This window comes from Candidatus Acidiferrales bacterium (assembly GCA_035934015.1).
Lineage (GTDB): Bacteria > Acidobacteriota > Terriglobia > Acidiferrales > UBA7541 > DAHUXN01.
Genome location: DASYYH010000016.1, coordinates 431,943 through 444,919 on the forward strand (window position 1 = coordinate 431,943; position 12,977 = coordinate 444,919).

Below are 12,977 nucleotides of genomic sequence, written 5' to 3' on the forward strand. Positions count from 1 at the left end.
CCTCCGCTCGCCGTCAGGGCGCACTCTTGCCGCGAAAGATCTTCCGGGGCCGGCCGCGCGGTGCCCGCTGACACTTCGAGCAAAAATAACTGCTTCGTCCCGCGACGATAATTCGCCGGATCATCGTCCCGCACCGCGCGCATTTTTTCCCCTCGCGCTGGTAAACATTATGCCGGAGCTGAAATTCTCCCGGCTCGCCTTCCGCATTGACATAATCCGAAATGGACGACCCGCCGAGTCGCACCGCCGCGCGCAGCACTCTCTGCATCGCACCACGCAGGCGTATCATTTCTTCGCGGTTCAATTCCGCCCCGATGCGCGTCGGATGAATTCGCGCGCGCCATAGACTCTCGTCGGTATAGATATTCCCCATCCCGCGCAAAACGCTTTGGTCCAGCAGCAGAGCCTTGATACGCGCCCGTCGCGCTCCAATCCGCGCTCGAAAATCCTTTTCGCTCACCGTCAGGGCGTCGATTCCCAGAGGCCCGAGAATTTTCTTGCTGCCTTCTTCGTTCGACAAAACCATCCGCCCAAATCGGCGCGCGTCCGTGTAGCGCAGTTCCGTCCGATTGTCGAGCGCGAACCACACATGCGTGTGCGCCGCTGCCGGCATCGTCTCCGGCCGTACGGTTAACTGCCCGGTCATCCCCAGATGAACAATCAGGTTGAAGCGCTTCGCACCAGTACGCTTCTCCGCCTTCGCCGAACCATCCTTTTCAAGCTCCAAAACCAGAAATTTCCCATGGCGCCGCACGGAAGCGATTTTGCATCCCGGCGCGTTTTCTTCGAGCGCCACAGGGTCGTCGATAAAATCCGTCTTGCCGAGGCGCACCTCGGTGATTCCGCGGCCCGGGAGCAGCATCTGCAATCCGCGCACGACTGTCTCGACTTCCGGCAATTCCGGCAAAGATTCCTCTCGACGAAAAGTCCTTCCCGCTCAATCCGGCAGGATCGCAAACACGCGCACCGGTCCGCCAGAACCGCCTTCGAGCTTGATCGGTGCGGCAATCACGAATGCGCCGGTGGCCGGCAACTCGTCCAGGTTCGCGATATTTTCGATATGAAATAATCCCGCGGGCAACGTCGTGCGATGTACCTCAAAATTTGGCGAGGGCCCGTAATCGATACTCAGCGTGTCGATGCACAATCCATTCACACGCCGCGCGATCAAGTATTTCGCCGCAGCCACGGAATATCCAGGAAAGTGCATCACTCCCTTCGCGTCCATGTTCCGATAGCGGGTTTGATCCGGCCAGCGCGAGCCCCACCCTGTCCGTAGCATAACAATCGCGCGGGCAGGAATTTCCCCATGCTGCGCTTCCCACGCTTGAATATCCGCAACACTCAAACGATAATCCGCATCCTTCTCGACTTTTGCGCGCACGTCGATCACTTCTGCGGGACCAAAAAACCGCTGAATCGGAATCTGATCCAGCGTCTCTTTCCCCGGCGGAAAATGCGCTGGCGCATCCATATGCGTTCCATAATGTTCGAGCATCGTGAATTTGCGGATAAAATAACCATCTTTTGCCGGCGTCGCTGTAACAACGGCCGTAAATGGGTGATCATCTCCTGGCCATGCTGGCGAATGATCGTTGATTGCGTACGTCATGTCGATGATGCGCGTCTTCCCTGTCGAAATCCCAGCCAGTTCCGGGCAAATTGACGCACTGGACTTCGCCCTGGACTGCGCCGATACGCTTCTTCCCGAGGGCACGCTCAACACAACCGCCAGCCCCATGGTCCCTGCAAGAACGAACCCGCTCAAAATCATTTTTTTCATGGCGTACCTCGTTTGCCTCATGAGAAAGCTCCAACTCCGCCCGCGAAACCGCCGGCCGCTATCTTAAATCCATTTTCGGTTTTGTAAAACGAATGGGGTCCGTTCGCGGCTAAGGCAGCGGAATGCCCGGCGCGGCGACGATTCCCGCCAAGCGCAGGATTTCCGAATATTCTTCCTCCTGCAGAGGCGAAATCGTCATGCGAGGATTTTTCAGGAATTTCACTTTCCGCAGCGCGCGATTTTCGCGCAATTCTTCGAGTGACACCTGGCGCGGCAGCCGTTCGAGCGCTCGCAAATCGATCACCAGATGCTTCGGCGTCGGATCATGTGGATCCGGATACGGATCGCGCGTCACTTCGGCGATGGCGTAAAGGGCATACTCCGGCTTACCGTGGTAGCAGAGCGCGCGGTCGCCGCGCCGCATCTGCTTCATTTGCCGCAGCGCATCGGGCTTGCTGCCCGCGTGCCGCCACATTTCCTTGCCCTTTACGAACAAGGTATCCCAGTGGTAGACGCGTGGATCAACCGCCAGCAACCATTGGTGAGGTCGCGCGACGGTACGAGTAACAGAACGAGTCATGGCCCCTCGGCAACCGGCGAACTATACATGGAAGCGTAAAAGAAACAACAAGAAATGTGGTTATTTGTATTGGCAGGGATCGTCTATCCCACGTCCACAAAGACCTCGTCGCCGCGTATCTCAACCTTATAGCACGCAACGCTCTGCGATGGGTCCTGAGTCAGCGTGCCGGTCGTTACGTCGTAGGTCCAGCCATGCCATGGGCAGCTAACCGTCTCTCCCGTAAGTTGACCTTCCCCAATTGGCCCACCCTGATGCAAACATATCCCATTGATTGCAAAGAAGTTATCTCCTACACGCGCCAGCGCTAGGGTTGTATCTCCCAACTGCAATTCCCGGATTTCTCCCGCCGGAATTTCATCTTTCTTGGCTGCCCTTTGAAACGCCATCCCGCGCCTCTCACCCAATCAAAATTGGTTTAGTCCACAAGTCCTAATCGTGCCTCAAAACTCTGGCGCGACCACAGAGTATAGTCATACCCCACTGTCAAATCAAAAAGAATCTGCAAGTTACGGTTACTTAGGACCCGCACCTCAGGCAGGTTTCGAGCCATGGACCAGCAGCGCGCCCTCGCGCCGGAAGGCTTCAAGCTCCTTCGCGTCGCGGAACCATCGGCCCGTGTAAACTTCCGGCGTCGGCGTGGGATCGACGATCCGCCGGTGCGCGACTCTCGCAAATCCCGCACTCCGAAATAGCTTTGCCCATTCATCGCCCGAAAGAAGGTGCGTCGGAATCTGCAGCAGCTTTGCCCACTGATGGCAATACGGATTGTCGCGATAATAATTGATCAAAATCCACGCCGACCCGCGCGGCTTCAGCACGCGAAAAATTTCCCGAATCCCCGCCGCGGGATCAGGCCAGTAATAGGAAGACTCGACCGAAACCACTCTGTCAAAGGCGCTGTCTTCTCGCGGAATCGCGTCCACGCTGCTCATCATGAATTCTGCGTTGCCGACCTTGGCGGTCGTCGTCGCGCGCCGCGCCCGTTCCACCATTTCGTTCGAAACGTCAATCCCTAGAACTCGCCCTCGCGGCACGCGCGTCGCCAGCTCGCGCACCAGCCATCCGCCGCCGCATCCCACATCGAGCACCGTTTCATCGCGCGCAAACTGCATCATCGCCAGCATCGGCTCGACAATCGGGCGATGCTCTTTTTCCATGCTCTCGCCCTTGCCTTCGCCTGCCCAGCGATTGAATTCTTCGCGCAGATTCTCATTCGCAGCCACTTGTGGCATCGCTCGAATAGCCCTCCGTTTTTATCTTGTTTCTTGCCGATTCGCGGACCACGAGCGCAACGATTGGATGTGCGTCGCGAATTGGATTTCTAAACCGGTCTGCCGCACGATGCGCAGAAGTGCCCCCCCACCGCGCTCAGCGTTCCGCATCCATTGCAGTATCGCGCCGGTCCGGCAACAACCATCACCGGCATGCGCGGCCCCGCCGTGCACGCCCAGAAGAGCGCCACCACCCAGCCGACAATCGTCCAGCCCAAGAAAAAATTCACCAGAAAAATGCCCGCCGCGTTGTGCTTATTGTGGCCGATGATCGACGGCAGAAAATACATCAATATCGCCAACGATAAGAAGATCATCACCGCGCCTCCATGACTGCGCTCCGGCTCGCTTCAGTAGCCTCTGCCTAAAGGTACGCCCCGAAACCAGGAAATGTTCCCGCGCGAATTGCCCGTGCTTCCTACCGCGCTACTTTCGCCAGCAGTTTCACGAATTTCTCCTGCCGTGCCTGTTGATCCAGCCCGTCATTCGCTTCCGCGATCTGCGTCTGGTTCATCGAGCAGAATTTCGGTCCGCACATTGAGCAGAATTTCGCTTCCTTGTAGAAATCATCCGGCAAAGTTTCGTCATGCATCGTCCGGGCCGTTTCGGGATCGAGCGAAAGATCGAATTGCTTCTCCCAGTCAAACAGAAATCGCGCATAGCTCAGCGCGTCATCGCGATCCCGCGCTCCTGGCCGGTGCCGCGCCACATCCGCCGCATGCGCCGCGATCTTGTACGCGATCACACCCTGCCGCACGTCATCCGCGTTCGGCAATCCGAGGTGCTCCTTCGGCGTCACGTAGCACAGCATCGACGCACCGTGCCATCCGATCATCGCCGCCCCAATCGCGCTCGTAATGTGGTCATATCCCGGCGCGATGTCCGTCACCAGCGGCCCGAGCGTGTAAAACGGCGCCTCGTGGCACAACTCGTTCTCTTTCTTGACTTGCAGCTCGATCTGGTCCATCGGAATGTGTCCGGGACCTTCGATCATCACCTGCACGTCATGCTCCCACGCTTTCTTCGTCAGCTCGCCCAGCACTTTCAACTCGGCAAACTGCGCCTCGTCGCTCGCGTCCGCCAGCGACCCCGGTCGCAGTCCGTCGCCCAGCGAGAAGCTCACATCGTGTTTCTTGAAAATCTTGCAAATCTCCTCGAAATGCTCGTAAAGAAAATTTTCCTTCTTGTGATGGCTCATCCACACGGCCAGCAGCGCCCCGCCGCGACTGACGATTCCCGTAATGCGGTTCCGCACCATCGGCAAAAACTCCCTCAGCACGCCCGCGTGAATCGTCATGTAGTCAACGCCCTGCTCGGCCTGCTCTTCGATCACCTCGAGCATCAGCTCAATCGTCAAATCCTCCGTCCGTCGCACGCGCGAGAGCGCCTCATAAATCGGCACCGTGCCAATCGGCACCGGCGAAGCGTCGATAATCGCTTTGCGAATCTTCGGAATGTCGCCGCCGGTCGAAAGATCCATCACCGTGTCCGAGCCGTAGTGTACCGACCGGTGCAATTTTTCCAGCTCCTCGTCGATATTCGACGTCGTCGCCGAATTTCCAATGTTCGCATTGATCTTGCATTTGAACGCCACGCCAATTCCCATTGGCTCCAAATTCTTGTGGTGGATATTTGCGGGGATGATCGCGCGGCCTCGCGCCACTTCGTCGCGCACCAGTTCCGGCGTGACTTTCTCGCGCTTCGCCACATACTCCATTTCCTCGGTCACGGCCCCGAGCCGCGCGTAATGCATCTGCGAAACGTTACGGCTTCCGTTCACGCACGCCGTCGCCAGCCTTTTTTCAATCCATCCGTCTCTGATCGCCATGATTTTCCCTCGCCCCAGATTCGCCCTCAAAAAATCATTTCGAGATCATTCCGCGTTCATTATCGCATCGCTCGCGACGGTCATCAACCTCGTGTCCACCCGGCGCGGATTTACACGCGCGATCGCCCTTCCGACTCCGCCTAACCTCACAAAACGCTTAATGCCTGGCAGGTCTGCGACTGCGCCACTCTTGCGCCGTAATTTCCCAAATCTCTCCGCGTAGCCGGCCCGAGACGTAATCGCGCTCCTCCGTGCCGACAACCCGCATCCCTTGTTTTTCTGAGATGCGTCGCGAAGCCGCGTTCTCCGTCGCCTTCGGTACGCGCAACACCGGAAACTTCAGCACGTCGAACCAGTAGTCGGTCACCGCATCGCACGCCTCGCTCATCAAGCCGCGCCCTTGCCACGGCAATCCCATCCAGAAGCCGCGATTTTCAGTCTCTCCGCGCACCAAGCTAATGAAGCCAATCATCTGTTCTGGCTCTGTTTTCAATCGCAAAGTCCAGTGCCAGGCTTCGCCACGCTCCATAGCCGGGAGTGCCCTCTCGCGGACAAATTCCATTGCGCCATCCGCCGGATAGGGCCAGGGCACGATATTTCGCAGGTAGCGCACAATCTCCCAATGAGGAAAAAGACTTTGGATTTGCTCCGCGTCGGCTAGCTCAAGCGGACGCAGCAACAGACGCGGCGTTTCGAGCGCAGAGACTTTCGATGCGCGCCGCGATGCTCGCGTCGGCGCCTTTCTTCGCTCTGGCTTCTCCGCGCGCTTCCTCACTTCGCCGCCGCCTGCAGACCCGCACCTGACAATAATTCGATCAACTTTTGCGCTTCATCCACTGGCGGATAGCATGAAGTCCCGGCGCACACAAACGCCTGCGCGAGATTCGCATCCAGATGTGGAATCGTTTCTTTCAGCGCGGGTGCGAGCGTCGCCTTTGGGGCACTTTCCGGCGTCACCCGCAGCACAACCTTCCCGAATCGATAAACCGAATTCGCCGCAGTTTCAAGCGCCGTGGCTTTCGCATCTCCTGCTGCTCCTGTGATCACCACATGCAACGTCTGCCGCGAATACAGCACGGCCGCGAGCCCGTACGTGGCCGCAAACATTCCATATTGAGGTGCGATTCCCGCGAACGCTTCGAGCGTCCGTTCGGCCCACTCGCGATATTTCGCGTTGCCTGTAAACCCATAGAGCCGTTCGAGCACAATCGCCGCAACAGAATTTGTCCCCGGCGTCGGCGAATCCTGAAATGGCTTTCGCCGCACGTCGAGACCTCCCATCGGTGTGGCATCCGACGCGCGGTCGAAAAATCCTCCGCCGTCCGCATCGCCGTATTTTTCAATCGTCAACTGGATCGTCCGCTCCGCGGCGTCGAAATATCGTCGCTCGAGCGTCGCCTCATACGCGTCCAGCAGCGCCGCTGCCATGAAAATCTGATCGTCGAGCATCCCCTCGATTCTCGCTCCGCCCACACGGTGCTGAAATCCTTTCGCTGGATCCCACGCTTGGGCGAGTATCCGCTCAATCGTCTTCAGCGCGAATGATCTGCAATCTTCGCGCTCAAGAACGCGCGCCGCAGCTAAAAATGCCGAGGCGAACATCGCGTTCCAGCTCACGTAAATCGTCCGGTCGATCGCCGGAGCTTGCCGCCGTTCACGTGCCGCGAGCATCTTTCCTTTCGCCCGAGCAATGAAGAGCCTCGCGTCGCTTTCGCTCATCCCGTTCTGCTTCGCGATCTCCTTCGCGCTCGACGCCACCCACAGCACATTTTTCGCCGGGTTATGATGCATCTCGCCAATCGGGCCAACGTCGTAATACTCCTCCATCACGCGCGCTTCCTCCGGCGAGAGTGCCGCGTGCAATTCCTCCTGTGTCCATGTGAAATAATCGCCGTCATCGTCGAGCGAAATATCCGCGTCTTGGCTCGCATAAAATCCGCCGAGCTCGCCATCGCTCAGCGTGCTGAACACCCATGCGACAATCCCTTCCGCTGTCTCGCGGAAACGCTCGCCCATGTGCGTTTCATCTGTCTCGCGCGTTCCCGGCATGTTTGCGATTTGAAACGCATGCAGGTAGTTCTTCAGTAGCTCGGAATTGTCGTACGACATTTTCTCGAAGTGCGGCACGCACCAGCGCTCGTCCACCGAGTAGCGGTGAAATCCTCCCCCGAGCTGGTCGTAGACGCCGCCCATTGCCATCTTGGAAAGCGTGCGGCTGGCGATATAAAACAAATGCGAATCGCGCGCCGGCTGGCAAAGTTCCAGCAGCAGATCGATCGCTGGCGGATGTGGAAATTTCGGTGCTCGTCCGAATCCGCCGTTGCGCGCGTCGAATCGCTGCACGATCGCACCCGCCAACTGCTCAATGATTGCAGGATCAAACGCTCCGCGCGCGGCCGTGAAAAGCTCCGCGTTTCGCACCGCATCTTCCAGCGCAGCCGCCGACCGGTCCACGTCGCCGCGTTTCGCGCGAAACGCCTCCGCAATCGAAGCAAGGATGCGCTTGAACCCCGGCCGCCCCATCGCGTCTTCCGGCGGGAAATACGTTCCGCCGAAAAACGGTTTCCCGTCCGGCGTCAAAAACGCCGTCAACGGCCAGCCTCCTTGTCCCGAAATCGCGCTCACCGCCGCCTGATAACGCGAATCCACATCCGGCCGCTCGTCGCGGTCCACCTTCACCGCGACATAAAACTGATTAATCAGCGCGGCAATCTCGGGATTTTCGTAGCTCTCGCGGTCGATCACATGGCACCAGTGGCACCACACCGCGCCGATATCCAGCAAAATTGGTTTCTCTTCGGCGCGCGCCTTCGCGAACGCCGCTTCACCCCATTCGTGCCAGTCCACCGGCTGATGCGCCGCCGACCGCAGATAAGGGCTGGCGGAATTCTTTAATCGATTTCCTGATGCTTCACTCACCGCATTCCTTCCCTCAAAAATCTTCGCAGCCGCACGCGCCGTTTCGCGCTGCAGTCCCGCCTTACGCCGTTTCTGCTATTGGATGGGATTCTTGTAGTCGGCGTCTCGCGGATCGATCGGCTTGCGTCCCGCGAAGCCTTCGTCCTGCCGGTGATAGAAGCGGATTCGATCTTCGCCGACGCGCCAGCAAAAATAAACGTCCTCGTCGTTCAATCGCGCCGGAAAATCCAGCAGTCCCTTGTCCAGGTCCTTCACCAGGCAGCCCGTCGCGTGAATTTTCTCGACTGCGCGTTCGACGGATTTTTCGTACGTGTTGCGTTCCAGCCGCTGGCCCGCCGCAACTTCGTAATTGAACCGCATCCCGCCCGCCATTTGAATCCGCGCGCCCAGCTCGCCGAGCTTCTCGTCGATCGCCTGCATCAATCGCCGCGCTTCCATCGCTTCCAGCAGCACTGGCTCGAGTTCCGCGCGCGTGCGCTCCGCTTCGCTCAAACTGAAAAGTTTCTGTTCTTCGTCGGACATAGGCTGACGTTACCCGCCAATATAAACCATTGTCCGTGATGGCGGCGTAAAATCTGCCTCGTTGATTCGGTGCCCGGCTTCCTTCTCCATGACGATTCCACGGATCTCCTCTGCGATTCGCTCATCGCTCGCGCCGCTGCGTAGCGAATGCCTCAAATCATGGTCTTCCTTGCTGAAAAGGCATGTTCGCAATTTTCCATCCGCCGTCAGCCGGATGCGTGAGCAAAACCCGCAGAAAGGCTGCGTCACCGGCGCAATCAGCCCGATTTCCCCGCGCCCGTCCGCGAACCGGAACTTCCTCGCCGTCTCGCTGCGTTCGTGCGCGACGGGAACCAGCGGCCAGCGCGCCTCGATCCGCTGCTTCACTTCCGCCGCTGGCACCATCAAATCGCGCGTCCAGGCGCGGTCCGCATCGAGCGGCATGAATTCGATGAAGCGCATGATTAAATCGCGCTCCCGCGCAAATCCCGCGAACGCCTCAACCTCATCGTCATTCAATCCGCGCACCAGCACCGCATTCACTTTCACGGGTCGCAGCGGCGAACCCTGCGCCGTATCGATTCCCGCCATCACGCGATCGAATGACCGCGTCCTCGTAATCTTTTCGAATTTCCCGCGGTCCAGCGAATCCAGGCTGATATTGATGCGATTCAGCCCCGCGGCCACAAGCCCGTCGCATCGTTCCGTGAGCAGTTGTCCGTTCGTCGTCAGCGAAAGGTCTCGCACGCCCATTTCGCTCAGCCGCGAAATGAATTTCTCCACGCCCGGCCGCACCAGCGGCTCTCCACCCGTCACGCGCACCTTCGTGATTCCCAACTGCACCAGAATTCGCGTCAGCCGTTCGAGTTCATCCCACGAAAGCAGCTTGTGCTCGGCCATGTGGTTTTCCGGATTCGCCGAGCGGCAATAGACGCACCGGAAATTGCAGCGATCCGTAACCGACACGCGCAGATCCGTGATCTGCCTGCCGAAACCATCCTTTAATTGGCCAAAATCCTTCATCTTCTGCTCTTCAGTTAGATATCCGCAGTTCTCGTCTCGATTCCTTTTCGAGCCCACAAAAACAAAAACGCCCAAGTCCATGTTTGGACTTGGGCAGCGAAGCCACGTCGCACCGGCGTCGCGGCTTTTCTCCTTTCCAAACATTGTCACATGGGAGGCCCGGGAGTTTTCTCCCGAACCCTGAACGCACGCGATAATCCCGCATCTCGCGCGTTTCCTGCGGCCACTCTGCTGCAAGCCGCCGGATCGTCCTCGTGCCATGGGTTTTCTCTCCCGCAGGCCTCGAGGATCGGAGAATCCATACTATTTTACGCCGATTCCTTTACCCCGCCAAGTCATCGCTCTCCAAAATAGCGGGACGATTCAAATTTTCTTGGTCGTGACATGAGGAGTCAAAATTCAAGCTGGCCCATTGCCCAACGCATGAAACCCGGCTTGCCTCAGTACCCGCGCCGCGAACCGCTTATGGTACAGTTTCCACCCGATGCGCATCTTTGTTCTCGGTGTCGGTGGCACGGGTTCCCTTCTCGCTGAACTTCTCGCGCGCCAGGGCCATACGGTCTGGTGCGGCGACCGCGATGTCGAGCGCGCCCGCCGCTTTCTTGGCAAGAAAAATCCTATCGAGGTCGTCGAAGCCAACGCCCGCAATGTTTGGTCCATCGTTCGCGCCGCGCGCAGTTGCCACTTGCTCGCCAATTGCGCTCCGGCGACATTCAACGAGACTGTCCTTCGCGCCGCTCTGCGCCTCCGCGCGCATTATCTTGACCTCAATTCGCGCCTCACGCGCAATCCGTTTAAACCCGAGCAGCTCGCCTATCATCGCCGCTTCCTCGGCAAGAATCGCGCCGCCATCATCAATGCCGGCGTCGCTCCCGGCCTCACGAATCTTCTCGCTCGCCGCGGCGCGGAACTTCTCGACTCCGTTGATTCCATTCATATTCGCCTCTATGAATCCACCGAAAGCCGTGATCCCATTTCCACCTGGTCGCCGGACGTCGCTTTCGACGAAGCCACTTCCCGTCCGCGCATCTATCGCGACGGCCATTTTGCGTTCGGAAAGAAATTCGGCGAGCGCGAGAAATTCCGTTTCCCACAGCCCATCGGCGAAGTCCCTGTTTATCTCGCCGCGCAGGATGAAGTCTGCGCCATTCCCACGGCCGTCAGCCTCCGCGAAGTTGACGCTAAGATTGGCGGTCGCGACATCGAGCAGCTCCGCCGCTGGCATCGCCGCGGCCGTCTAAGCCGTTCGCGGGGTCTCGTTCACAAGCGCTTCCCCAGAACTCCCACGCCGCGCCAGGTCGCGCGCCTGATCCGCCGCGGCATTCTCGAAAACGCTCGTTTCGCCGCCGCCGTCCTCGTCCAGGGTGTCAAGGACGACCAGCCCATTCTCGTCCGCTGGGACGCCGCCGTGCCAACTCTCTATCAGCTTCGCCGCAGCGGCATGATCACCACTCCGATTTCCTATGCCACCGCGCACGTCGCCGCGCTCTTCATTAAACATTTCCCGCGTGACGAGGCCGGCGTCTTGCTTCCCGCGCAAATTCCCATCGATGCTCGCCGCGCTATCTTCAACGAACTTCGCGCGCGCGACATTCGCATCACGCTGAAGATGACGCGCCTCAAGAAAGTCGACCGCGATGATGATTATTGAGTTTCCGTCTTCCGAGGGATTAAGAAGGTTCCGCGTGAAATATCGAGCCCACTCCGCATCTTTGCTTTTCGCCGCTTCAATCCCCTAACTCGCGGTCTACTCCCACCACAACTCCCGCGCGCAGCGCGGCTCCTTCGCTCGCAGGCAGCTTTTCGTAGGCTCTCTTCAGCAGCATCGGCGTCACGACTGTCGTCACCACCGCCATCAGAACCAGCACTGTAAATAATTGCTTGCCAATAAACAGATTCGCCAGCGCGATATTCGCAATCACCAGCTCCATGATTCCGCGTCCGTTCAGTCCGATTCCCAGCGCCCAGCTTTGCTCATTTCCCAATCCCGCAAGCTTCCCGCCAATGTACCCCCCGGCAATTTTGGCCACAAACGCGACGGCCAGCACCGCAGCTACGAGCTTCCAATCTCGCAGGCTCGACGCATCGAATTCCAATCCGATCGCTGCAAAAAAAATCGGCCCCAGAAATCCCATCGTCACGTTCGACGCCGTTTTTCTCACTTCCTCGAAATTCGCCGTGCCCAGCACCGCATAGCTCAGCAGCATCGATCCGAAAAATGCGCCCACGATGAAATGCAGCCCCAGCAGCTCCGAAAAACTCGCGAACGCAATCACAAACAGGAACACCACCGCAAACATCGATTCTCTTCCCTTCAGCTTCACCAGCAGCGGATCGATCAGGTTCCGCGACCGCCGGAATTTCCCTGGCGTATATTTCTTGATCACCCGTGAAACCAGGATGATCGCAGCCATAAACACCACGGCCTTCACCAGCGCCAATCCCACCGAAGAAAGAAGTCCTCGTGCGTTTGTTCCGTTTCCTTTCACGTCCAAAATGATGCCGAGCAGCAGCAGCGACGCCACATCGTTCGTCACCGCCGCCGAAACGATTCTCTGCCCGATGTCCGTCTGCAGCTTGTCCAGGTCCATCAGAATCCGCACGCTCACCGGCAGCGCCGTGATCGCAATGCACAACCCCAGGAACGTCATCCGCGTCGTGGTCATTCCAAACCCGACGCCCAGCAGAATCCCCATTCCCAGCGGAATCACAAAGCCCGCCAGCCCCACCAGCGCCCCGCGGCCGCGAAACGACTTCCACAGCACATCCAGATCCATTTCCATCCCGACCAGAAACACCAGCAGCAGGACGCCCAAATCGGCGATCGCTTTGATTTCCGGCGTGAATTGAATGAAATTGAGCGCCGAGGGTCCCAGCAGCACTCCCGCTGCGATTTCCCCGATCATCGCCGGCTGTCCCAGCCGTTCGACGATTTCTCCAATCACGCGGGAAACAATCAATAGCAATAGAAGTGCTTCGATCAGAGTCATAGGGCTTCCAGCTGATTCCAACTAGGCCTTGCTGAGCAATCGAACTTCTATTTCACTCGTTGATGGTGGGCTGGCTGAG

13 protein-coding genes and 1 riboswitch are annotated in these 12,977 nt (G+C 58.5%); of the genes, 1 reads left to right on the top strand and 12 read right to left on the bottom strand.

Annotated features, from left to right (window positions below; genetic code table 11):
* Positions 1-13: 13 nt before the first annotated feature.
* The 11 genes from mutM to moaA all read right to left on the bottom strand — a co-directional run bounded on the left by mutM (position 14) and on the right by moaA (position 9,908).
* A complete protein-coding gene (gene mutM, locus VGR81_09210) occupies positions 14-907 on the bottom strand; it encodes a bifunctional DNA-formamidopyrimidine glycosylase/DNA-(apurinic or apyrimidinic site) lyase (protein HEV2289117.1) in 894 nt (297 codons plus the stop codon).
* Between the two features lie 30 nt (positions 908-937).
* Positions 938-1,783, bottom strand: coding sequence for a cyclase family protein (locus tag VGR81_09215; protein ID HEV2289118.1), 846 nt, complete (start codon positions 1,781-1,783; stop codon positions 938-940).
* A 109-nt stretch (positions 1,784-1,892) separates the two neighbouring features.
* Positions 1,893-2,363, bottom strand: a complete 471-nt coding sequence (locus VGR81_09220) for an EVE domain-containing protein (GenBank protein ID HEV2289119.1) — start codon at positions 2,361-2,363, stop codon at positions 1,893-1,895.
* A gap of 83 nt (positions 2,364-2,446) precedes the next feature.
* Entirely contained in the window at positions 2,447-2,752 is a 306-nt protein-coding gene (locus VGR81_09225; protein ID HEV2289120.1) for a Rieske 2Fe-2S domain-containing protein, read from the bottom strand.
* Positions 2,753-2,896: 144 nt separating this feature from the next.
* Positions 2,897-3,598, bottom strand: a complete 702-nt coding sequence (locus VGR81_09230) for a class I SAM-dependent methyltransferase (GenBank protein ID HEV2289121.1) — start codon at positions 3,596-3,598, stop codon at positions 2,897-2,899.
* Between the two features lie 89 nt (positions 3,599-3,687).
* Positions 3,688-3,954 (bottom strand): superinfection immunity protein, encoded by a 267-nt coding sequence (locus VGR81_09235; GenBank protein ID HEV2289122.1) that lies wholly within the window; start codon positions 3,952-3,954, stop codon positions 3,688-3,690.
* 101 nt (positions 3,955-4,055) lie between these two features.
* Positions 4,056-5,465, bottom strand: a complete 1,410-nt coding sequence (thiC, locus tag VGR81_09240) for a phosphomethylpyrimidine synthase ThiC (GenBank protein HEV2289123.1) — start codon at positions 5,463-5,465, stop codon at positions 4,056-4,058.
* Between the two features lie 157 nt (positions 5,466-5,622).
* Positions 5,623-6,240, bottom strand: a complete 618-nt coding sequence (locus VGR81_09245; GenBank protein HEV2289124.1) for a GNAT family N-acetyltransferase — start codon at positions 6,238-6,240, stop codon at positions 5,623-5,625.
* Positions 6,237-8,384 carry a thioredoxin domain-containing protein gene (locus VGR81_09250; GenBank protein HEV2289125.1) on the bottom strand — a complete coding sequence of 716 codons (2,148 nt, stop codon included), beginning with the start codon at positions 8,382-8,384 and terminating at the stop codon, positions 6,237-6,239. The genes VGR81_09245 and VGR81_09250 overlap by 4 nt, the downstream gene beginning before the upstream one ends.
* 75 nt (positions 8,385-8,459) lie before the next feature.
* Complete coding sequence (locus tag VGR81_09255) at positions 8,460-8,906, bottom strand: DUF2203 domain-containing protein (GenBank protein ID HEV2289126.1); 447 nt, start codon at positions 8,904-8,906, stop codon at positions 8,460-8,462.
* Positions 8,907-8,915: 9 nt separating this feature from the next.
* Positions 8,916-9,908, bottom strand: coding sequence for a GTP 3',8-cyclase MoaA (moaA, locus tag VGR81_09260; GenBank protein ID HEV2289127.1), 993 nt, complete (start codon positions 9,906-9,908; stop codon positions 8,916-8,918).
* A gap of 113 nt (positions 9,909-10,021) precedes the next feature.
* Positions 10,022-10,215, bottom strand: a riboswitch (molybdenum cofactor riboswitch).
* Between the two features lie 177 nt (positions 10,216-10,392).
* Here moaA and VGR81_09265 point away from each other — a divergent pair.
* Entirely contained in the window at positions 10,393-11,559 is a 1,167-nt protein-coding gene (locus tag VGR81_09265; GenBank protein HEV2289128.1) for a saccharopine dehydrogenase NADP-binding domain-containing protein, read from the top strand.
* Positions 11,560-11,635: 76 nt separating this feature from the next.
* Here the strand turns inward: VGR81_09265 and VGR81_09270 are convergent, their stop codons facing one another.
* Positions 11,636-12,898 carry a cation:proton antiporter gene (locus tag VGR81_09270; protein ID HEV2289129.1) on the bottom strand — a complete coding sequence of 421 codons (1,263 nt, stop codon included), beginning with the start codon at positions 12,896-12,898 and terminating at the stop codon, positions 11,636-11,638.
* Positions 12,899-12,977 lie beyond the last annotated feature (79 nt).

Bases quoted from the DNA above. Each gene is read 5' to 3' on its own strand.
- VGR81_09215 (HEV2289118.1), bottom strand. From the start codon at position 1,783: ATGAAAAAAATGATTTTGAGCGGGTTCGTTCTTGCAGGGACCATGGGG.
- VGR81_09270 (HEV2289129.1), bottom strand. From the start codon at position 12,898: ATGACTCTGATCGAAGCACTTCTATTGCTATTGATTGTTTCCCGCGTG.
- thiC (HEV2289123.1), bottom strand. From the start codon at position 5,465: ATGGCGATCAGAGACGGATGGATTGAAAAAAGGCTGGCGACGGCGTGC.
- VGR81_09255 (HEV2289126.1), bottom strand. From the start codon at position 8,906: ATGTCCGACGAAGAACAGAAACTTTTCAGTTTGAGCGAAGCGGAGCGC.
- moaA (HEV2289127.1), bottom strand. From the start codon at position 9,908: ATGAAGGATTTTGGCCAATTAAAGGATGGTTTCGGCAGGCAGATCACG.
- VGR81_09220 (HEV2289119.1), bottom strand. From the start codon at position 2,363: ATGACTCGTTCTGTTACTCGTACCGTCGCGCGACCTCACCAATGGTTG.
- VGR81_09235 (HEV2289122.1), bottom strand. From the start codon at position 3,954: ATGATCTTCTTATCGTTGGCGATATTGATGTATTTTCTGCCGTCGATC.
- VGR81_09225 (HEV2289120.1), bottom strand. From the start codon at position 2,752: ATGGCGTTTCAAAGGGCAGCCAAGAAAGATGAAATTCCGGCGGGAGAA.
- VGR81_09230 (HEV2289121.1), bottom strand. From the start codon at position 3,598: ATGCCACAAGTGGCTGCGAATGAGAATCTGCGCGAAGAATTCAATCGC.
- VGR81_09265 (HEV2289128.1), top strand. From the start codon at position 10,393: ATGCGCATCTTTGTTCTCGGTGTCGGTGGCACGGGTTCCCTTCTCGCT.